Annotated in this window: 20 protein-coding genes; 12 read left to right on the top strand and 8 right to left on the bottom strand. The window is 64.0% G+C overall.

The annotated features are described in order from the left end of the window. The first annotated feature begins 20 nt into the window (after nt 1–20). Nucleotides 21–2,711 (top strand): aconitate hydratase AcnA, encoded by a 2,691-nt coding sequence (gene acnA / locus EJ074_RS16910; protein WP_129553620.1) that lies wholly within the window; start codon nt 21–23, stop codon nt 2,709–2,711. A 113-nt stretch (nt 2,712–2,824) separates the two neighbouring features. Here acnA and EJ074_RS16905 read toward each other — a convergent pair whose 3' ends face one another. Further along, complete coding sequence (locus EJ074_RS16905) at nt 2,825–3,499, bottom strand: ceramidase domain-containing protein (RefSeq protein ID WP_095805404.1); 675 nt, start codon at nt 3,497–3,499, stop codon at nt 2,825–2,827. 184 nt (nt 3,500–3,683) lie between these two features. Here EJ074_RS16905 and EJ074_RS16900 point away from each other — a divergent pair, with 184 nt between their 5' ends. Both EJ074_RS16900 and EJ074_RS16895 read left to right on the top strand, forming a co-directional pair. Next, nucleotides 3,684–4,478, top strand: coding sequence for a thioredoxin family protein (locus tag EJ074_RS16900; RefSeq protein WP_095805403.1), 795 nt, complete (start codon nt 3,684–3,686; stop codon nt 4,476–4,478). A gap of 419 nt (nt 4,479–4,897) precedes the next feature. Continuing rightward, complete coding sequence (locus EJ074_RS16895; protein ID WP_095805402.1) at nt 4,898–5,284, top strand: DUF2794 domain-containing protein; 387 nt, start codon at nt 4,898–4,900, stop codon at nt 5,282–5,284. Between the two features lie 105 nt (nt 5,285–5,389). On the opposite strand, the gene EJ074_RS16890 is transcribed toward EJ074_RS16895, so the two are convergent. From EJ074_RS16890 to EJ074_RS16875, 4 genes are all read right to left on the bottom strand, one after another. Continuing rightward, nucleotides 5,390–5,962, bottom strand: coding sequence for a GNAT family N-acetyltransferase (locus tag EJ074_RS16890; protein ID WP_095805401.1), 573 nt, complete (start codon nt 5,960–5,962; stop codon nt 5,390–5,392). Between the two features lie 115 nt (nt 5,963–6,077). Beyond that, nucleotides 6,078–6,845, bottom strand: a complete 768-nt coding sequence (locus EJ074_RS16885; RefSeq protein WP_095805400.1) for a Bax inhibitor-1/YccA family protein — start codon at nt 6,843–6,845, stop codon at nt 6,078–6,080. 243 nt (nt 6,846–7,088) lie between these two features. After that, nucleotides 7,089–9,629, bottom strand: a complete 2,541-nt coding sequence (locus EJ074_RS16880) for an ABC transporter permease (RefSeq protein ID WP_129553619.1) — start codon at nt 9,627–9,629, stop codon at nt 7,089–7,091. Then, complete coding sequence (locus tag EJ074_RS16875; protein ID WP_095805398.1) at nt 9,629–10,327, bottom strand: ABC transporter ATP-binding protein; 699 nt, start codon at nt 10,325–10,327, stop codon at nt 9,629–9,631. Before EJ074_RS16875 ends, EJ074_RS16880 begins: the two co-directional genes overlap by 1 nt. 76 nt (nt 10,328–10,403) lie before the next feature. Between EJ074_RS16875 and EJ074_RS16870 the strand changes: the two genes are divergently transcribed. Both EJ074_RS16870 and thpR read left to right on the top strand, forming a co-directional pair. Further along, nucleotides 10,404–11,045, top strand: coding sequence for an arylesterase (locus tag EJ074_RS16870; RefSeq protein ID WP_095805397.1), 642 nt, complete (start codon nt 10,404–10,406; stop codon nt 11,043–11,045). A 118-nt stretch (nt 11,046–11,163) separates the two neighbouring features. Further along, nucleotides 11,164–11,760 (top strand): RNA 2',3'-cyclic phosphodiesterase, encoded by a 597-nt coding sequence (gene thpR, locus EJ074_RS16865; RefSeq protein WP_095805396.1) that lies wholly within the window; start codon nt 11,164–11,166, stop codon nt 11,758–11,760. Here thpR and EJ074_RS16860 read toward each other — a convergent pair. Next, the gene (locus tag EJ074_RS16860) at nt 11,664–12,182 is read right to left on the bottom strand and encodes a low molecular weight protein-tyrosine-phosphatase (RefSeq protein WP_095805395.1); all 519 of its coding nucleotides are present in this window, start codon (nt 12,180–12,182) and stop codon (nt 11,664–11,666) included. The genes thpR and EJ074_RS16860 overlap by 97 nt on opposite strands. 52 nt (nt 12,183–12,234) lie before the next feature. Here EJ074_RS16860 and EJ074_RS16855 point away from each other — a divergent pair, with 52 nt between their 5' ends. The 6 genes from EJ074_RS16855 (at nt 12,235) to EJ074_RS16830 (ending at nt 17,330) form a co-directional block, all read left to right on the top strand. Next, nucleotides 12,235–12,528: a 4a-hydroxytetrahydrobiopterin dehydratase gene (locus EJ074_RS16855; protein WP_095805394.1), complete on the top strand. Its 294-nt coding sequence runs from the start codon at nt 12,235–12,237 to the stop codon at nt 12,526–12,528. 331 nt (nt 12,529–12,859) lie between these two features. Continuing rightward, nucleotides 12,860–13,222 carry a YkvA family protein gene (locus EJ074_RS16850; RefSeq protein ID WP_095805393.1) on the top strand — a complete coding sequence of 121 codons (363 nt, stop codon included), beginning with the start codon at nt 12,860–12,862 and terminating at the stop codon, nt 13,220–13,222. Between the two features lie 258 nt (nt 13,223–13,480). Then, complete coding sequence (locus EJ074_RS16845; RefSeq protein WP_095805392.1) at nt 13,481–13,987, top strand: invasion associated locus B family protein; 507 nt, start codon at nt 13,481–13,483, stop codon at nt 13,985–13,987. Between the two features lie 87 nt (nt 13,988–14,074). Further along, on the top strand, nt 14,075–15,481 hold the full coding sequence (locus EJ074_RS16840; RefSeq protein ID WP_245420310.1) for a glycosyl hydrolase: 1,407 nt from the start codon (nt 14,075–14,077) through the stop codon (nt 15,479–15,481). Between the two features lie 149 nt (nt 15,482–15,630). Continuing rightward, nucleotides 15,631–16,866 carry a 23S rRNA (adenine(2503)-C(2))-methyltransferase RlmN gene (gene rlmN / locus EJ074_RS16835; RefSeq protein WP_095805391.1) on the top strand — a complete coding sequence of 412 codons (1,236 nt, stop codon included), beginning with the start codon at nt 15,631–15,633 and terminating at the stop codon, nt 16,864–16,866. Then, entirely contained in the window at nt 16,863–17,330 is a 468-nt protein-coding gene (locus EJ074_RS16830; protein ID WP_129553618.1) for a hypothetical protein, read from the top strand. The genes rlmN and EJ074_RS16830 overlap by 4 nt, the downstream gene beginning before the upstream one ends. Nucleotides 17,331–17,334: 4 nt before the next feature. On the opposite strand, the gene EJ074_RS16825 is transcribed toward EJ074_RS16830, so the two are convergent. Then, nucleotides 17,335–17,976, bottom strand: coding sequence for a LysE family translocator (locus EJ074_RS16825; RefSeq protein ID WP_095805389.1), 642 nt, complete (start codon nt 17,974–17,976; stop codon nt 17,335–17,337). A gap of 177 nt (nt 17,977–18,153) precedes the next feature. Here EJ074_RS16825 and EJ074_RS16820 point away from each other — a divergent pair, with 177 nt between their 5' ends. Beyond that, entirely contained in the window at nt 18,154–19,374 is a 1,221-nt protein-coding gene (locus EJ074_RS16820; protein ID WP_095805388.1) for an argininosuccinate synthase, read from the top strand. A gap of 251 nt (nt 19,375–19,625) precedes the next feature. Here EJ074_RS16820 and EJ074_RS16810 read toward each other — a convergent pair whose 3' ends face one another. Beyond that, entirely contained in the window at nt 19,626–20,423 is a 798-nt protein-coding gene (locus EJ074_RS16810) for a lytic transglycosylase domain-containing protein (RefSeq protein WP_129553617.1), read from the bottom strand. Between the last annotated feature and the right edge of the window lie 200 nt (nt 20,424–20,623).

Below are 20,623 nucleotides of genomic sequence, written 5' to 3'. Positions count from 1 at the left end.
CAGACAAGGACGGATCGCACGTGTCAAAATCCCTCGACAGCTTCAATTGCCGCCGCACGCTCTCCGCGGGTGGCGCCGACTATGTCTATTTCGACCTCGCCGAGGCCGAGAAGAACGGTCTGAGCGGCGTCTCGCAGCTGCCCTTTTCGATGAAGGTGCTGCTGGAGAACCTTTTGCGCAACGAGGACGGCCGCTCGGTCACCCGGCAGAGCATCCAGGCGGTCGCCGGCTGGCTGAGCGACAAGGGCACCGCCGGCGTCGAGATCGCCTACCGCCCGGCGCGCGTCTTGATGCAGGACTTCACCGGCGTTCCGGCGGTGGTCGACCTGGCGGCGATGCGCGACGGCATCAAGGCGCTCGGCGGCGATCCGGAAAAGATCAATCCGCTGGTGCCGGTCGACCTGGTCATCGACCATTCCGTCATCGTCGACGAGTTCGGCACGCCGATGGCGTTCGCGCGCAATGTCGAGCTCGAATATGAGCGCAACGAGGAGCGCTACAAGTTCCTCAAATGGGGCCAGCAGGCGTTCCGCAACTTCCGCGTCGTGCCGCCCGGCACCGGCATCTGCCACCAGGTCAATCTCGAATATCTCGGCCAGGTGGTGTGGACCAATGCGGAGGACGGCGAGACCACCGCCTATCCCGACACCTGCGTCGGCACCGATTCGCACACCACCATGATCAACGGGCTCGGCGTGCTCGGCTGGGGCGTCGGCGGCATCGAGGCCGAGGCGGCGATGCTCGGCCAGCCGGTCTCCATGCTGCTGCCGGAGGTGATCGGCTTCCGCCTCACCGGCAAGCTCAAGGAAGGCGTCACCGCCACCGACCTGGTGCTCACCGTCACCCAGATGCTGCGCAAGAAGGGCGTCGTCGGCAAGTTCGTCGAGTTCTTCGGCCCCGGCCTGTCCAACATGACGCTGGCCGACCGCGCCACCATCGGCAACATGGCGCCCGAATACGGCGCCACCTGCGGCTTCTTCCCGGTCGACGGCGAGACCATCCGCTACCTGACCATGTCCGGCCGCGAGGAGAGCCGCATCGCGCTGGTCGAGGCCTATGCCAAGGCGCAAGGCATGTGGCGCGACGCCGGCTCGGCCGATCCGGTCTTCACCGACCTGCTCGAGCTCGACCTCGGCGACGTCGTGCCGTCGATGGCCGGGCCGAAGCGGCCGGAGGGCCGCGTCGCGCTGGAAGGCATTCCGGCCGGCTTCGCCAAGGCGATGGAGAGCGAATACAAGAAGGCGGCCGAGATCTCGAAGCGCTATGCGGTCGAGGGCGCCGGCCACGATCTCGGCCATGGCGACGTCGTCATCGCCGCCATCACCTCGTGCACCAACACCTCGAACCCGAGCGTGCTGATCGGCGCCGGGCTTCTGGCCCGCAACGCCAACCGCGTCGGGCTGAAGCAGAAGCCGTGGGTCAAGACCTCGCTGGCGCCGGGCAGCCAGGTGGTGGCCGAGTATCTGGAGAAGTCGGGGCTGCAGAAGGAGCTCGACCAGATCGGCTTCAACCTGGTCGGCTTCGGCTGCACCACCTGCATCGGCAATTCCGGCCCGCTGCCGGCGCCGATCTCGAAAACCATCAACGACAAGGGTCTGATCGCCGCCGCGGTGCTGTCCGGCAACCGCAACTTCGAAGGCCGCGTCTCGCCCGACGTGCAGGCCAACTATCTCGCCTCGCCGCCGCTGGTGGTGGCGCATGCGCTGGCCGGCACGGTGACCAGGGACCTGACTGCCGAGCCGCTCGGCGAGGGCCGCGACGGCCAGCCGGTCTATCTGAAGGACATCTGGCCGAGCGCGGCCGAGATCCAGGAGTTCATCGAGAAGAACGTCACCCGCGAATTGTTCGCGCGCAAATATGCCGACGTCTTCAAGGGCGACGCTTACTGGCAAGGGGTCAAGGCGCCGGAAGGCCAGACCTATGCCTGGGACGACAACTCGACCTATGTCCAGAACCCGCCCTACTTCGCCGGCATGGCGCGCAGCTTCGGCACGGTCGGCGACATCAGGGGCGCGCGCGTGCTCGGCCTGTTCGGCGACAAGATCACCACCGACCACATCTCGCCGGCGGGTTCGATCAAGGCCGCCTCGCCGGCCGGCAAGTACCTGACCGAGCATGGCGTCGGCGTCGCCGACTTCAACCAGTACGGCACCCGGCGCGGCAACCATGAGGTGATGATGCGCGGCACCTTCGCCAACATCCGCATCCGCAACCACATGCTGGGCGAGAACGGCCGCGAGGGCGGCTACACCATCCACTATCCCTCGAAGGAGGAGATGTCGATCTACGACGCGGCGATGGCCTACAAGCAGGAAGGCGTGCCGCTGGTCATCTTCGCCGGCGTCGAATACGGCAACGGCTCCTCGCGCGACTGGGCGGCCAAGGGCACCAACCTGCTTGGCGTGCGCGCCGTCATCGCCCAGTCCTTCGAGCGCATCCACCGCTCCAACCTGGTCGGCATGGGCGTCATCCCCTTCGTCTTCGAGGACGGCACCTCCTGGGCCTCGCTCAACCTCAAGGGCGACGAGCTGGTCGAGATCGACGGGCTCGACGCGATCAAGCCGCGCCAGAAGATGGCGGCCAGGCTCACCTATGGCGACGGCACCGTGAAGACCATCCCGATCGTCTGCCGCATCGATACGCTGGACGAACTCGACTACTTCAAGAACGGCGGCATCCTGCAATACGTGCTGCGCGATCTGGCTGCTTAGCAGCAGCCAGGGACTAGGAGTCAGGCAATAGGCAGTAGGGAAAGGGCCACCTACTGCCTACTGCCTACTGCCTACTGCCTACTGCCTACTGCCTACTGCCTACTGCCTACTGCCTACTGCTGCTTCGATTTCGGCGTCCCAAAACGCGCCGTCGCAGCCAGCAGCACAGCGAGCATGAGCCCGTTGAGGACATGCCACAGGAAGTGGGTGCCGAGCGGGAAAGCCGGGCACACGATCGGATCGATCATGCGGCAGACGACCGAGACGACGAAGATCGTGGATCCGGTGAGATTGTACCAGCCGGCGGGGTTGCCGATGGCAGCTGCCCAGACGCCGAAGAAGGCCAGCGCCAGGAATGGCGGCAGGTAGCCGGTCGTGCCGTTGGAGGCCTGCCGCAGCCAGTCCGGCACGGCAAAAGTGATCAACCCGGCCACGACATAGAAGGCGATGAAGATCGCGATCGCCTTGCCCCATTCCATGCGCAGGAAACGGCGCAGGTTGAACAGCGTGTAGGCAAGCGTGAAGCCGGCGATCGGCAGGATGTCGGCCCAGATCGTCCCTTTGTTGGCGAAGATGTGGAACAGGGTCGAGCCGACCCCGATCGCCACCACCCACCAGGCCAGCACCGCCGCGAAGACGCCTGTCTCATGCCGCCGCACCTGCCAGACGCCCCACAGTCCCGCGGCGATGAAAGCAAGGTTGGTCAAAGCATTGGCCGGCTCGGCCCAAAGTCCTGGTCCCGTCCGCTCGCAATAGAGATCGACGGGCGTCAGGAAAGATTGCCACATGGTGATGATGCCGCCTCGAATCGAACCGCCTCGAAAAATGCAATGACTCTCCTATTGCGGCCTCATCTGTGGTTGCAACGACAAAATTTCACCGCAACGTGACTTCCCGTTGACGGTCGCTTCTGCCACATATTTTAGCAATCACAACAAGGCCGGCGCCACCGGCGGGAAATTTGGGTCAGTCATGGGATCTCGAGGACCGTTGCGGCTTGCGGCGCTTGCGCTGGCCCTCGCCGCGCTTGGCGGCATGGGACAGGCAAGCGAGCCCGAGGAGTCGCAGGCCGGCAAGCCGCAAACCGAGAAATCCCAGATCGAAAAACCATTGGGTGTGGTCGAGCTCTTCACCAGCCAAGGCTGCAGCTCATGCCCGCCCGCCGACGAATTCTTTGCCGAGCTCGCCGCTAAGGAAAACATCATCGCGCTCGCCTATCACGTCAGCTACTGGGACTATCTCGGCTGGCAGGACACGCTGAGCAGCAAGGAGAACACCGAGCGCCAGTACGACTACATGCGCTCCTTCGGCAGCCGCTCGGTCTACACCCCGCAGGCCATCATCAATGGCCGCAGCCATGTCAACGGCGCCAGCCGCAAGGAAGTCGACGCGGCGCTTGCCCGCATGGACAAGACCGGCGAAGGCATGCGGGTCGGCATCAAGGTCAGCCGCACCAGCGATCGCGTCATGATTGACGCAGGCGATGCCGGCAACGGCCCGAGCGACGCCCATGTCGTGATCGTCTATTTCGACCCGCCGCAGACGGTGAACATCGGCCAAGGCGAGAACAGCGGCCGGCGCCTGACCTACTGGAACGCCGTCTCCGATATCCAGACTGCCGGCCTGTGGCACGGCAAGGCGCAGCGTTACGAATTGCCGATGACTGAAATCTCCAAGAAGGGCGGCTGCGCGGTGCTGCTGCAGTCCGTCGGCAAGGACGGCTCGCCAGGACCGATTCTCGGCGCCGCCTTCATCCGCAAGCCCTGACGCTCAGTAACAGCGACACCCCTTCTCCCCTTGGGGATAAGGAAAATAAAAAACCGGCGTCAGCTTGCTTCTGACGCCGGTCATTCAGGTTTTGGGATCGTCGCACCTGATTTTTCCAAGGAAAAACCGAGGTTGGTTCGATCCGACGCTGACCCGTGGGCGGGGGGCTTGGGGTTTACGAGCCGGTGCCGGACCGAACCGTCTCAGGCAACGCCGGTAAACTCGTCGGACATTGGGGCATTAGCGCGGATAAAATGTGGCAGGAATGTGGCGGAGCATCACCAATGACAACACACGTTTCGCAAACGTGACTGGACCTTTTGGAAACAGCACGACCCCGGAGTGCTTCGCCGGGCCTTGCAATTCGGCCACGAAAGCGTCAACCTTGGCAGGCGCAAGATCAATCGAAGGATCGCGGCATGACCGATCACAGCAGCGGGGCGGAGGATGGGGAAGCATCCGCAATACTGATCCCGCTGCATGAGGCGCGACGCGCGCGCCTCGATCAGCCGGTGCGTTTTGACAGGCGCGAATTGGACCAGATCCTCAGACTCTATGGACGCATGGTGGCGGCCAACGAATGGCGCGACTATGCCATCGATCATCTCACTGATCGTGCTGTCTTTTCCGTCTTCCGCCGCGCCAGCGAAGTGCCGCTGTTCCAGATCGTCAAGGACCCCAAACTGGCGCGTCGGCAGGGCGCGTTTGCGGTCATAGCCGCCGGCGGACGCATCTTGAAGCGCGGCCAGGAGCTAGGCCGCGTGCTCGGGGTCTTCGACCCCAAGCTGAAGGTGGTCGAAGCGTGAAGGGAATTGAGGAACTGAGGAACTGAAGAACGAAATCGGACAGCGGCTTTCGGGCGCGCCGGGCGCTTTTTCCTCAGTTCTTCAGTTCCTCAGTTCTTCAGTTCCTCAATTCCAGCTCTCCCGGAATCTCCGCTCCGGCAGCGAATCGGGATCGGGCGGCAATGCCGCGCCGCCATTGAGCGGCAGCTGCATGAACACGGTGTCCAGCCAGCGGCCGTGCTTGTAACCAGAACCTTCCAGGCTTCCCGAATGACGGAAGCCCAGCTTCTCGTGCAGCCGCACGGAAGCGCTGTCGGCATGGCCGTCGCCGATAACCGCGACGATCTGCCGGAAGCCGGCCTTCCGCGCTGCCTCGATCAGCGCCTGCATCAGCAGCAGCCCGAGGCCCTGGCCCTTGGCCTCCGGCGCGACATAGACCGAATCCTCGACGATAAAACGGTAGGCAGGCCGCGGCCGGAACGGGCCGGCATAGGCATAGCCGAGCACGAGCCCATTCTTCTCGGCCACGAGATAGGGGAAGTGGCCCGCCATCAGGCTTTCGAATCGGCTGCCCATTTCAGCCCGGCTCGGCGGTTCGAGCTCGTAGCTCGCCGTGCCGTTCGCGACCGCATCGGCGTAAATCTCGGTGATTCGGTCGAGGTCCGCTGTCAGAGCGGCTCTGATGACAGTACTGCTCATAATTTGGGCAAGCCGTTATTATGCCCGCCATAACAGCAAAACCCGGCACAAAAGAAAAGGGCGGCCGTTGGGCCGCCCTTCCGGAACTCAATGGTCCAACCGACCGGACCCGCCTTTAACGGCGGTCGCCCATGAACTGCAGCAGGAACATGAACAGGTTGATGAAGTCGAGATAGAGCCTCAACGCGCCCATGATGGCCTTGCGGCCGGCAGTGTCGGTGGCGTCGCCCTCGTAATACATCTCCTTGATGCTCTGCGTGTCGTAGGCGGTGAGGCCCGCGAAGACCAGCACGCCGATCGCCGATACGGCGAAGGTCAGCGCCGACGATTGCAGGAAGATGTTGATCAGCGACGCGATGATCAGCCCGATCAGGCCCATCACCAGGAACGAGCCGAACGCGGAAAGATCGCGCTTGGTCGTGTAGCCGTAGAGCGACAGACCGCCGAACGCAGCCGCGGTAGCAAAGAAGGTCTGCGAGATGCTGGCCGGGGTGTAGATCAGGAAGATCGACGACAGCGACAGGCCGACAAGCCCGGCATAGACCCAGAACGTCGTCTGGGCGGCCGCGACGCTCATCGACTGAACGCGGAACGACAGGAACATCACTGCTGCCAGCGGGGCGAAGATCACCACCCATTTCAGCGGCGAAGCGAAGATCGCGTAGCCGAAGGAGGTGAGCATCTCGCCGCTCGACAGCGTGGCGACTGCCGAGGCCGGATCGGTTGTGGTGGCCAGCATGATCGTGCCGACCGCGGCAAGGCCGGTGATCAGCAGGCCGAGCCCCATCAAATTGTAGACCTTGATCATATAGGCCCGCAGGCCCTGATCGATATCGACGCGCACGCCGGTGCTCGTCTGGTAGTTGCGAATGGGATCAGCCATAGGAAATCCTCTGTTGCCTCTGCCCCGTCCGGTGACAGGTCCCCTCGGAGCATCCTCTTGGGACCAGGCGCCGCTGGCGGGGCGCCAGCATGCCTGCGCGAAATATGATGGTTATTGGCGTCAAGAACAAGACGGTAACCGGTCGTAACGCTTCGTGAGAGGCAAAAAGGCCGGCGTTCGGCCCTTCTATCTGGCAAACCTTACAAAGATTTAACCCTGGAAGCCGGTCCCAAGCTCGCGAAATCAGAGAGTGCGCAGCACCGGGGCAGCTTTGTGGCCGAGCACGCGCCAGGTGCCGGCCAGGCCGATGCCGACGGTGACCGCCAGCGACACGAAGATCGTCGCCACCGCCACTTCCGGCATGAAATGCGAAGGCAGCGTCATGATGTGCGCGACCACGAACCACGCCGCGACACCGCCCGCGGCGAGCGCGAACAACGCGGTGGCAAGCCCGATCAGCGCATATTCCAGGGAGAATGCCGTGATCAGCGTCCTGCGCGTCGCGCCGAGCGTCTTCAGCACCACGGCATCGTGGACGCGCGCCCGGTTGCCGGCGGCCAAGGCGCCCGACAGCACCAGCACCGAGGCGATCAGCGCCACGCCGGCGGCGGCGCGGATCGCCGTGCCAAGCTGTGCGACCAGCCGGTTGACGATGTCGAGCGCGTCCTTGACCCTCACCGTCGTCACCGCCGGAAAGGCGCGGGTGACCGCGTTGAGCAGCCGCGCATCGTCGGCCGTGGTTGCGCCTTTGTCGGTCAGCGTCGCCAGCCAGCCATGCGGCGCCCCGGCGAACGTGTTGGGCGAGAACACCATGACGAAGTTGATGCCCATCGTCTCCCACTCGACCTGGCGGAAATTGGCGATTCTCGCCGTCACGTTGCGGCCGAGCACGTTGACGGTGACGGTATCGCCGAGCTTCAGCCCGAGTTCCCTGCCCTCCTCGGCCGAGAACGACACCAGCGGTTCGCCGGAATAATTCTCCGGCCACCACGTGCCTTCGCTGAGCGTGGCGTTGTCCGGCAGCTTCGCGTCATAGGTCAGGCCGCGATCCCCGCGCAGCACCCAGGCGCCTTGCGCCGGAATTTTCATCTTGTCGACGGCAACGCCGTTGAGCGCCATGATCCGGCCGCGCAGCATCGGCACCTTGGCCAGCGTCCCCCGCGGTGCCTGATTTCCGATCAGGGCAGCAAAGGCATCGACGTCGCTGTTCTGGATGTCGACGAAGAAGAAGTTCGGCGCCCGCTCCGGCAGGTTGCCCGAGATCTGCCGTCGCAGATTCCCGTCGATCAGCGCCAAGGTCACCAGCAGCGTCAGGCCAAGCCCGAGCGACAGCACCACCGACGGCGTCAGCGCGCCTGGCCGGTGGATGTTGCCGAGCGCGAGCCTGAGCGGGACCGAGCGCACGCGCGGGCTGCGGCTCGCCGCCCATTGCACCAGCGCTGCGACCAGCCGCAGCACCAGGAAGGCACAGACCGTGGCGCCGACGAAGATCGAGGCGATGCGGCGGTCATCGGCTGCAACAATCGCCAGGCCGGCCAACGCCAGCACGATTCCGAGCGCCGCGGCTAAGTAAGGCAGGCGCGGCAGGCCGCGGCTCTCGAAACCCATCTCGCGAAACAGCGCCGTCGCCGGCACGTCGCGGGCGCGCCCGAGCGGCAGCAGCGCGAAGGCCAGCGTCACCAGGAGGCCGAACAGCGCGGCAAGAGCGAGCTCGCCGGGATAGAAGCCGCCTTCCGCCGGCACCGGAATGACCGATTGCAAAAGGGCGCTCGCCACGAAAGGCAACGCGGCGCCGAGGACAAGGCCGAGCACGATGCCGAGACCGGCGATCAGCAGGATCTGGACGAGGTACACCGCAAAGACGAAGCCGCCCGAGGCGCCAAGGCTCTTGAAGGTGGCGATGACGCCACGCTTGCCGTCGAGATAGGCGCGCACCGCGTTCGCCACGCCGACGCCGCCGACCACCAGCGACGTCAGCCCGACCAGGGTCAGGAACTGCGAGAAGCGCTCGATATTGGACGACAGCGCCGGTGCTGCGTTGCTGCGGGTGCGGATCGACCAGCCGGCCTGCGGAAAGTCTTGTGCGGCCTGCGCCTGGATTTCCTTGATTCGCGCCTCTGACGTGCCGTCGGGCAGGCGCACCTTGTAGGCGTTCTCGACCAGGCTGCCCGGCTGGACCAGGCCAGACGCGGCAAGTCCCTCGCGCGAGATCATCAGCCGCGGCGCGAAGCCAAAACCGTCCGAGACCGCGTCCGATTCGCTGGCCAGCCGCGCCCTCAGTTCGAAGGTGGCGCTGCCGAGCTTCAGCCGGCTTCCGACATGGAGATTGAGGCGATCGAACAATAGCTCGGGCGCGGCGGCGCCGAAAACACCGGATCTTTCGCCGAACAGCTCCGTCTTGGGCAGAGCCGGATCGGTTTCGAGCCTACCATAGAGCGGATAGGCGTCGTCGACCGCCTTGGCCTCGACCAGCGCCTGGTCGGAACCGTCCTCGAGCCGCGCCATCGAGCGCATGCCGGAATTGAGCGAGACCGCGCCAAGGCCTTTTATGAAACCGAGCTCGGCACCTGAGGCGCTTCGCTGGTTGATCTGGAAGCGCAAATCGCCGCCGAGCAGCGTCTGGCCCTGGTTGGCGACGCCGGCGGTGATCGCCTGCGCCACCGAATTGACGCCGCCGATCGCCGCGACGCCGAGCGCGATGCAGGCGAGGAAGATCATGAAGCCGGACAAGCCGCCGCGCATCTCGCGCAGCGAGAAGCGGATGGCCAATGTCAGCGTTCGCATCAGGCCGGCACCTTCAGCGGTCTCTGCGCGTCCTCGATGCGGCCCGAGCGCATCGCCACCTGGCGCGCGCAGCGCGCCGCAAGCGCCGGATCGTGGGTGACCAGCACCAGCGTCATGCCGCGCTCGGCCGCCTTGGCGAAGAGCAGGTCGGCGACCTGCTTGCCGGTCGCCTGGTCGAGGTTCCCCGTCGGCTCGTCGGCGATCAGGATGCGCGGCGACGGCGCCAGCGCCCTGGCGATCGCGACGCGCTGCTGTTCGCCGCCGGAAAGCTCGCCCGGATAATGCGTCACCCGGTCGCTGAGACCCACCGCCGCCAGCTCCCGCGCCGCTACTCCGAAGGGATCGGCGTGGCCGGCCAGTTCCAGCGGCACCGCGACATTCTCGAGCGCGGTCATGTTGGGGATCAGATGGAAGGACTGGAACACGATGCCGATGTTTCGTCCCCGAAACGAGGCAATCTGGTCTTCGCTTTTGCCGTTGAGCACTTCGCCGGCGATTCGAACCGTTCCTGAATCGACCCTCTCCAGCCCGGCCAGAACCATCAGCAAGGTGGACTTGCCGGACCCCGACGGGCCGACGATGCCCGTGGCCTCGCCGTTGGCCACTTCGAGACTGACGCCTTTCAGCACATGAACCGAAGACGCCCCCTCGCCGAGCGTCAGCGAGACATCCCTCAATGCGATGACGGCTTCTGTCACAGTGAAAGCGTCCTATATGGTGGAAAAGGAGAGGCCTTCTCCCGGGAAATGGTTTTGGTCATATGGGGCTCGACGCATGGCTTTCAAACACAGGCTTGTCGCGGCCCTCATGCTTTTTCTTGGCGTCTGCGGCATTTCGCCGGCGCGCGCCGAGACGTTCAGCATCGTCGGCTTCGGCGACAGCCTGACGGCCGGATTTGGCCTGGACCCGGGGCAAAGCTTTACCGACCGTCTGCAGGCGGCGCTGAAGGCCAAGGGGCTCGATGTCGCGGTCGCCAATGCCGGTGTCTCCGGCGACACGTCCAGCGGCGGCCTGGCGCGTCTCGACTGGTCAGTGCCGGACGGGACGAGGCTCGTCATCCTCGAGCTTGGCGCCAACGACATGCTGCGCGGCGTCTCGCCCGCGATCACCGAGAAGAACCTCGATGCGATGCTGGCGAAGCTGAGAGAACGCAAGATCGCCGTGCTTCTGGCCGGCATGCGCGCCGCTCCCAATCTCGGGCCGGACTACCAGAAGAGCTTCGACGCCATATATCCGAAATTGGCGTCGAAATATGGCGTACCGCTTTATCCGTTCTTTCTCGAAGGGGTTGCGGGAAAGCCGGATCTGCAACTGGAGGACGGTCTGCATCCCAACCCGAAAGGTGTCGACGTGATGGTGGAGCGCATCCTGCCGACCGTCGAAAAGGCCATCGCCGCCCTCGGCGATGGGTCGTGAGTCCTTCCAGCAACGCTTTCCGTTGCGGAAACTACGGAACGAACAAACCGCTTGCTCCGTTCGGCTATCGATGATTCGCTACGGCTGAGAGTTTCGATTCGAGGACAGGAGGCTTCTAATGCCACGTCTTTTCACCGCCCTCGAAATTCCGCGTGACGCTGCTCTTTCGCTGTCCCTGCTCCGGGGCGGCCTGCCCGGAGCCCGCTGGATCGATGTCGAAAACTATCATCTGACGCTGCGCTTCATCGGTGATGTCGAAGGCCATGTCGCCGACGAGATCGCCAACGCTCTCGACCGCGTCCACCGCCCCTCCTTTCCGCTGACGCTCTCAGGTGTCGGCGCCTTCGGCGGCAAGAAGCCGCATGCGGTGTGGGCCGGCGTGTCCGCCTCGCCGGATCTGGTGGCGCTGCAGAGCGAGATCGACCGCATCTGCCAACGGCTCGGCCTGCCCGCCGATCCACGCAAGTTCACACCGCATGTGACGCTGGCGCGCCTGCGCAATTCGAGCCCGCTGGACGTTGCGCAATATCTTTCGGCGCGCGGTAATTTTTCCGCGCTGGCCTTCCGCGTCGGCCGCTTCGTTTTGATGTCGTCGCGCGATTCGGTCGGCGGCGGCCCTTACATCGTCGAGGAAGCCTGGCCGCTGACTGGCGCCGACGCGCGTGCATCGAGCCGCTTCGCCAGCGATGCCGACGCTTCGCGGATCATGCGGTAGACAGAGGCGAACGCTTCCGCCCCGTCGTAATAGGGATCGGGCACGTCACCGCCGTTGCCGGTCGCGAATTCCAGATAGAGATGGATGCGGTCGGCCGCTGAAGGCGGCGCCACTGCCTTGAGGTCGCGGACGTTCGCCCGATCCATGCCGAGGATCAGGTCGAAACGCGAAAAGTCGCCGGGCGCTATCCTGCGTGCCCTTTGCCCGGAAATGTCGATGCCGTGGCCCATGGCGACCGCGATCGAGCGCGGATCGGGAGCGGAGCCAACCTCCCAGCCGCTGGTCGCGGCCGAATCCAGCACGATCTCCCGACCCTGCGCGCATTCGCTCCACACGGCGCGGAACACACCTTCAGCCAAGGGCGATCGGCAGATGTTGCCCAGGCAGACGAACAGAATGGAATTTATCGGCTTCGCGCTCATCGATCCGGCGCTATGGTGCAGGTCATTTTCCCGAATAGCACAGGAAACCGACATGACCAGAGAGAAACTCAGCAAGGAAGCGATCACCGCCGCGCTCGCCGAACTCGAAGACTGGTCGCTGGCCGCAGACGGCGGCTCGATCAAGCGCAGCTTCGGCTTCAAGAACTTCTCCGAGGCCTTCGCCTTCATGACCCGCGTCGCAATGGCCGCCGAGAAGATGGACCATCACCCCGACTGGTCCAACGTCTACAAGACCGTCGACGTGACGCTGAACACCCATGACGCAGGCGGCGTGACCGCGCTCGACATCGAATTGGCCAAGCAGATGAACCGCTATTTTGGGTAGGACCATCGACGCGGCTACCTCGATGTCGTCATCCTTGGGCGTAGCGACGCGAAGCGGAGCGAAGGCCCAGGGATCCATGCCGTTACCTTGATCGAAGGGCGCAGCGGAGCAGAATTCTGCACTGCGGCGGCGCCGCAAAGTAGCGCCTGGATCCTCGGGTCTGCGCCGCGTCGCTTCGCCCGTGGATGACGATGGGAGGGCGGCCTCGGCCAACATTCCCATCGATTTTCCCAGCCAGCCCCCTTCGAACTCTTGTAGCGCTGCAACGCTTTCACCACATCAGTCCCGGCGGGCCGTCGTGCAAAGACACGCGCGGGCCAAGGAGAAACGAATGGCGCAGGAATCCGGTTCTGATTTCTTCGGCTTCGGCGACAAGCTCGCCGGCGAGGGCGAGGTGCGCGAGAAGTTCTGGCGTACCGCCAAGAAAGCGGCCCGCCAGATCCCGTTCATGGATGAGGTGGTTGCCGCCTATTACTGCGCCATGGACAAGGACACGCCGCTGCGCGCCAAGGGCATGCTGCTTGCCGCACTGGGCTATTTCGTGCTGCCGGTGGATTTCATCCCCGACTTCGTCCTCGGCCTCGGCTTCACCGACGATCTCGCCGTGCTGACGGCCGCGATTACCGCCGTCAGCGCCCATATCACGCCCGCGCACAGGCAGGCGGCCAGGGATGCGCTGGCCGACAAGAGCTGACGTCGGAGCGGTTGCAACGAGACCGCGGGCCGCCTGCGCGAAAAGACAAACTCTTGCCGTTTTCGTGGCCTCCAAGTTCGCGCCGGGACGTCGCGCCTGCCGCCTTTCCGGCGTTGGCGCGGATGGTGGCGGTTTCCGGGGGTGATCTCCTTTTCTTGAGGAAAATTCACCGTTTGGTAACCCTGATTAAATCAAAATGAAGCGACGGCAGGACGCCACGCGGCCCGCCTCCGCACCAGTCGGAATACGGGAAGAACAATGCGCGGATTGATTGCTACAGTTTACAGCCTGGTCCTGGCGGCCGCCTTCGCGGCGCCGGCGCTGGCACAACAGGCGACCAAGATCGGCCAGCACAATGCCTGGGGCACCTACAGCTACCAGTCGCAGGGCGGCAAGGTCTGCTATGTGCTGACCGTGCCGACCGACAAGCAGCCGCCGACGCTCGACCATGGCGACATGTTCTTCTTCGTCAGCCAGCGCCCAGGGCAGCAGGTCTCCTACGAGCCGCAGTTCATTGCCGGCTACAATTTCCAGGAAGGCTCCAAGGCCACCGTCACCATCGACAAGAAGTCGTTCTCGATGTTCACCCGCGGCAAGTCGGCCTGGGTTGAGAACGCGGCGGAAGAGCCGGTGCTGATCGCCGCCATGAAGACCGGCACCGACATGAAGGTCTCGGCGAAGTCGGGTCGCGGCAACCCCACTTCTTATGTCTTCTCGCTCAAGGGCATCTCGGCCGCGCTGTCCTCGATTGCCAAGTGCAAATAGGCAGGAGCCATATCTGACGATTAGGCCGGGCCTCCAAGCCCGGACTCGACACCGACGCATTGGTCTGACCCGCTATCGGGAATTGTCATGAGGCAGCACGGGGCTGATCGCCGCAAGGACGTTCGTCCGGCCATCGCTCGTCAAACCGTTAGCTCTACCATCGGCGGGTGCCTCGCGATTGCAATGATGCTGACTGTCTGGCCCCAGGATTCCCTTGCTGGGCAAAGAACGGCCATTCCGACTACCGATTTTCTCAACAGCATCGGCGTCGTTACCTCGTTTCCGGACAGGGGCCAGCCCTTGGCCAAGACCATCGAGATGATCCGCTACTGCGGCTTTCGATGGGTGAGGGCGGGAATAGAGGGATTAACTGACAATGGTCCCACAACCATGCGGACCTTTCTGGAACTGCATCGGCAAACTGGCGCCCGCCTCAGCTGGGGACTGGTGAGTGGCGGGACCGACGTAAAGAAGCTGGTCGAAACCGGCAAGATACTGGCCGACAATGGCGCGCTGCTTGCCTTTGAAGGCAACAACGAGCCAAACAACTGGTCCGTTGAGTATCAAGGCGAAAAGGGCGGCGGCGAGTTCTCCTGGATGGCCGTCGCGAAGCTGCAGCGTGACCTATATCATGCGATCAAAGCGGATCCGGCGCTTGCGAAATATCCCGTTTGGTCGATCTCTGAACCGGGCGCGCAGCAAGACAATGTCGGCCTGCAGTTTCTGGCAATCCCTCCGGGCGCCGGAACCTTGATGCCAGATGGCACCAAATATGCGGAATATGCGAATGTACACAATTATCTCTATCATCCGCATTCGCCCGATCCGGCGGACAACAAGGCGTGGGATGCCACCGACCCCACCTATGCATCGCGGGTCGACGGTTTGTTCGGCAACTTCGGCCTGACATGGTCGAAGTGGTTTCGGGGCTACACTCAAGAACAACTTGAAACACTGCCCCGCGTCACGACCGAAACCGGCGCCAACATCTCGGGCCGCGTGACGGAAGAGCTGCAGGGCTTGAACTTGCTGAATCTGTATTTCGCGCAGTTTAAGCGCGGCTATGCATACACGTCAGTCTACCTGCTGAGGGACCGCACCGATGAGGCCGGCAACCAGTCGTTCGGTTTCTTCAAGCCCGATTATTCGCCCCGCAAGGCCGCGACCTACCTTCACAACATGACGACCATACTGGCTGACAAGGGCACCGTCGCTGCGCCCGGACAGTTGGACTACACGATCGTGGACCAGCCTCCGACGGTTCACGATCTTCTGCTCCAGCACAGTGATGGGACATTCCAATTGATCGTATGGGACGAACGGTTGAACGGCCAAGATCAAGTGACAGTGGACTTTGGTGTCACGGGCGCTTCCCTGAGCGTCTACGACCCGACCATTGGCGTCGATCTTATCCAGACACGGAACAACGCAACCTCGCTCGAGCTCTTGCTCAGTGATCATCCGATTGTCATCGCGATTTCAACTGCAAAGTAGCTCCGGTGCGGCGGTTGCTTGCGCAGTACCGGGGCTTGCGACCGCGTCGGCACCGACGCATGACTCTGCCGCCGAGCTGTGCTATGCGGCGCGCTTCATTTCGGGCACGATGCTGAAATCGGCCGCAAACCGCTTATATTGGCGCAACCATGACCCTTTCGTTTGACCTGACCGCCGAAGGCGCACGCGACGCCTTGCGCGCCCGCGCCACGGCGACCGAGAAGCCTTCGCTGATCGGCCTGACCCGCGCCGAGCTTGGCGCCGCCCTTGTCGAAGCCGGCATCGTGCCGGAGCGCCAGGCGAAAATGCGTGCCCAGCAGCTCTGGCATTGGATGTATGTGCGCGGCGTTTCCGACTTCGTCCATATGTTCAACATCTCCAAGGATCTGCGCGCCGAGCTCGACAAGCACTTCACCGTCGCCCGGCCCGAGATCGTCGAGGAGCAGATTTCTTCCGACGGCACCCGCAAATGGCTGTTCCGCTTTCCGCCGCGCGGCGCCGGCCGCCCGGTCGAGATCGAGACCGTCTACATCCCCGAGGAAGGACGCGGCACGCTCTGCATCTCCTCGCAGGTCGGCTGCACGCTGACCTGCTCCTTCTGCCACACCGGCACGCAGAAGCTGGTGCGCAACCTGACGACGGAAGAAATCCTGGCGCAGCTGCTCACCGCGCGCGACCGGCTGGGCGACTTCCCCGACCGCGACACGCCGGACGGCGCCATCGTTCCGGCCGAGGGCAGGAAAGTCTCCAACATCGTCATGATGGGCATGGGCGAACCGCTCTATAATTTCGAGGCGGTGAAGAAGGCGCTGCTGATCGCTTCCGACGGTGACGGGCTGTCGCTGTCGAAGCGCCGCATCACGCTGTCGACCTCCGGCGTGGTGCCGGAGATCGCCCGCACCGGCGAGGAGATCGGCGTCATGCTGGCGATCTCGCTGCACGCCACCAATGACGACCTGCGCGACCTTCTGGTGCCGATCAACAAGAAGTTCCCGCTGAAGGAGCTGATCGCCGCCTGCCGTGCTTATCCGGGCCTTTCGAACGCCCGGCGCATCACCTTCGAATATGTGATGCTGAAGGACGTCAACGATTCGCTCGAGGACGCCAAGGCGCTGGTGAAGCTCTTGAAGGGCATTCCGGCCAAGATCAATTTGATCCCGTTCAATCCCTGGCCCGGCACCAACTACCAGTGCTCGGACTGGGAGACGATCGAGAAGTTCGCCGACTACATAAACAATGCCGGCTACGCCTCGCCGATCCGCACGCCGCGCGGCCGCGACATCCTCGCCGCCTGCGGCCAGCTGAAGTCGGAGTCCGAACGCATGCGCAAGGTCGATCGGCTGGCGCTGGAGGCGATGATGATCGCGGGACACGGCGAGGCGTGAGGCGCCTCATCACCTATCTCGTCCGCTTCGCCGTCATCCTGATCGGCTATATCGTCGCTTCGCTGGCGGCCAGCGCCTTCCTCGACGTGCTGTTCCTGGCCCATCTCGGCTACACGCCGCAGCATCCGGAGCCGGCGGCCACCGCCTCGCTCTATTTCTCGGTGCCGTTCGTGGCCCTGTTCGTGGCTTATTTCGCCTTCATCCCGGCCGCCGCCGTCATCCTCATCGCCGAAGTGCTCGGGCGGCGCGACTGGCTGTTCTACGCGCTGGGTGGCGCCGTCATCGCGCTCGTCTTCCTCGGCTTCGTCTATCACATCGCCGCTGCCAATTTCGAAGTCACCGAAACCAGAGCCGGGCTCGCCGTGATCGGCAGCGGCATGGTTGGTGGCATCTTCTACTGGCTGTCCGCCGGCCGCTCGGCCGGCCGCTGGCGCCGCGAACCGCTGCTCAGTCCGGAGTCCTAACCGCCTACTTCGCCTGCGCCGTCAGGATCTTGAGCGCGAAGGCCGAGAACACGCCGCCGAACAGATAGTCGACCGCGCGGGTGACGCGCGGGCTGGCCTTCATCGCCGCCGAAAACTTCTCCGCCGCCAGCACCATCGGCGCCGTCACCGGGATCGACAGCACGATGAACATGAGGCCGAGGAAGAACAGCTTGCCGGGCGCATGCGGATCGTCCACGGAGACGAACTGCGGCAGGAACGTCATGAAGAACAGGATGATCTTCGGGTTCAGCAAATTGACGCCGAGCCCGGCCGCCCAGCTGCGGAACAGCGAGATCCGTGGCCCCTCCTTCTTTTCCGGCGAGAAGGCCGAGCCCTTCGTCACCGCCTGCCAGGCCAGGAAGACGAGATAGCCGGCGCCGAAGACCTTCAGCACGAAGAACGCCATCGGCGAGGCGACGATCAGTGCCGAGATGCCGACCACCACCAGCGTGGTGTGGATCAGCGTGCCGGTGAGCGCCCCGGCCATCGAGGCGAAGCCGGTGGCGCGGCCCTGGCTCAGCGTGCGCGACACGAACAGCGTCATGTCCGGTCCCGGCGTGATCGCCAGGATCACCGTCGCGATGGCGAACTGGATCAGCGTCGTGGTGTCGGGAACGAAGGACATGAATATCGATCCTGCGAGTGATCTCATGGCTATAATACGGCTGTCTCATCCACGCCAGCGGCTGACCGGCGCCGTCTCTGGTCCAGCATATGCGACAAGGCGGGCCCGGTTCGTCTCTTGCGCGGCCTGGAAGGGCCGTGATACCTCGCCCGCGAAACCTTTGCCGGAACCGCCAAAATGTCCAAGACCAAAGACGTGAAGAAAGTCGTGCTCGCCTATTCCGGCGGCCTCGACACCTCGATCATCCTGAAATGGCTGCAGACCGAGCTCGGTGCCGAAGTCGTCACCTTTACCGCCGACCTCGGCCAGGGCGGCGAGCTCGAGCCGGCGCGCCGCAAGGCCGAGCTGATGGGCATCAAGGACATTCGCATCGTCGACGTGCGCGAGGAGTTCGTCGCCGACTTCGTCTTTCCGATGTTTCGCGCCAATGCCGTCTATGAAGGCACCTATCTGCTCGGCACCTCCATCGCCAGGCCGCTGATCTCCAAGCATCTGGTCGAGATCGCCAGGGAGACCGGCGCCGACGCCATTGCCCACGGCGCCACCGGCAAGGGCAACGATCAGGTCCGCTTCGAGCTTTCGGCTTACGCGCTCAATCCCGACATCAAGGTCATCGCGCCGTGGCGCGACTGGTCGTTCAAGTCGCGCACCGATCTCATCAATTTCGCCGAGCAGCACCAGATCCCGGTGCCCAAGGACAAGCAGGGCGAGGCGCCCTTCTCGGTCGATGCCAACCTTCTGCACTCCTCCTCCGAGGGCAAGGTGCTGGAGGACCCGTGGAGCGAGCCGCCGGAATTCGTCCACCAGCGCACCGTCTCGCCGATGGACGCGCCGGACGCCGTCACCGAGATCGAGATCGAATTCCTGAAGGGCGATCCGATCGCGCTCAACGGCAAGAAGCTGTCGCCGGCCACCATGCTGGCGGCGCTGAACGACCTCGGCCGCGACAACGGCATCGGCCGCCTCGACCTCGTCGAGAACCGCTTCGTCGGCATGAAGTCGCGCGGCGTCTACGAGACCCCCGGCGGCACCATCCTGATCGCCGCCCACCGCGCCATCGAATCGATCACGCTCGACCGCGGCGCCGCGCATCTCAAGGACGAGTTCATGCCTCGCTATGCGGAACTCATCTACAACGGCTTCTGGTTCTCGCCCGAGCGCGTGATGCTGCAGGCGATGATCGACAAGAGCCAGGAAGACGTCGAAGGCACGGTGCGGCTGAAGCTCTACAAGGGCAACGTCATGGTCACCGGCCGCAAGTCGAAAAAGACGCTCTATTCGGACGCGCTGGTCACCTTCGAGGACGACCGCGGCGCCTACGACCAGAAGGATGCCGCCGGCTTCATCCGCCTCAACGCGCTGCGGCTCAGGACGCTCGCGGCACGGAACCGCCAGTGAAGCTGCCGATCTCCCCCCTTGCGGGGGAGATGCCCGGCAGGGCAGAGGGGGGTGGGAAGGATCGCCGACCCCCACAATTTGCAACCGAACGCGGCATTAATATCCGGCGACGATTTGCTAAACAGGCTGGCGGGACAGCACCCCCCTCTGTCCTGCCGGACATCTCCCCCGCAAGGGGGGAGATTGGCCGTCACCTCGGCCTTCGCAAATCTCCAGCGCAGCCAATTTAGGTCAAAAGCAGAAAGAGCCCGTCACTCGCCGTCGATCGCTTCGGCGATACGGGCGATGGCCTGCTGGTAGACACTTGCCGAATTCCAGCCGGCAATGGCGCCCATGTTTGCCTGATAGCTCGCGCCCGCCTGCCAGCCATGACCCTTGAGGAAATTGGCGGTGGAAGCCAGGGCCGTGTTCTTGTCGCGCAGATTCCCGCTGCCGACGCCGTATTTCAGGACGTTGCCGGGCAGGAACTGCGTGTGGCCGATCTCGCCATGCATGGCGCCGACTGACGCCGAGGTCAGCGCCCCGCGGTCGACCAGCTGCAGCGCTGCAATGGCATGCGGGTAGAAATAGTCCGGGCGGCGGCAATCATAGGCCAGCGTCAGAATGGCCGAGACAGTGTTCTGGTTGCCCATGGACGCACCGAAGCCCGTCTCCATGCCCCAGATGGCGAGCAACACGCCCGGCGGTACGCCGTAGGTCTGCTCGATCCGGTCGAACAGCGCCGCGTTCGCCTTCTTCAGTGCGCGGCCCTTGGAGATGATCGCGGCCCCGCCGCGGCGCTTCATGAACTCTTCCACCGAGCCGCTGAAAGCCTTGTGAATGGCGCGGTCGGCGGCGATCGTCCGTGTCGCGTAGGTCGCGCCGGCCAATGCGGACAGGCCCCTCTGGCCCACACCCTCTGCCTTGGCCTCAGCGGCAAACTCTTGCTTCCAGGCCTCGAAGCCGGCACCGTTCTTGCCGCAGCTGCCTGCTGCCTCGGCGCCCGTCACCATTGCAAAGACCGCGAGCGTCGCGGCCACAAAAACCTTTCCCTTGGCAAGAAATGCCATGCTTTTCTCCTGGTTTGCCTGAATCACGTCCCGGTTGCGAATTTGCCAGCGAAGCGGCCGATTGTCACCGCCCCCGCGGTTGCACCGGCGAATGCCGGGGAATTTGCCCACGATCAAGTAATTATTATGGCGGGCCCTCGGTTTTGTGAAAGATGTGGCGCCCGGGGGCGCCCAGCTTGCGGCGAGATAGCGTTGGAACG

Source organism: Mesorhizobium sp. M3A.F.Ca.ET.080.04.2.1 (genome assembly GCF_003952525.1).
GTDB lineage: Bacteria > Pseudomonadota > Alphaproteobacteria > Rhizobiales > Rhizobiaceae > Mesorhizobium.
Note: the sequence above shows the minus strand (reverse complement) of the source record. Positions and strands in the feature narration are given on the sequence as shown.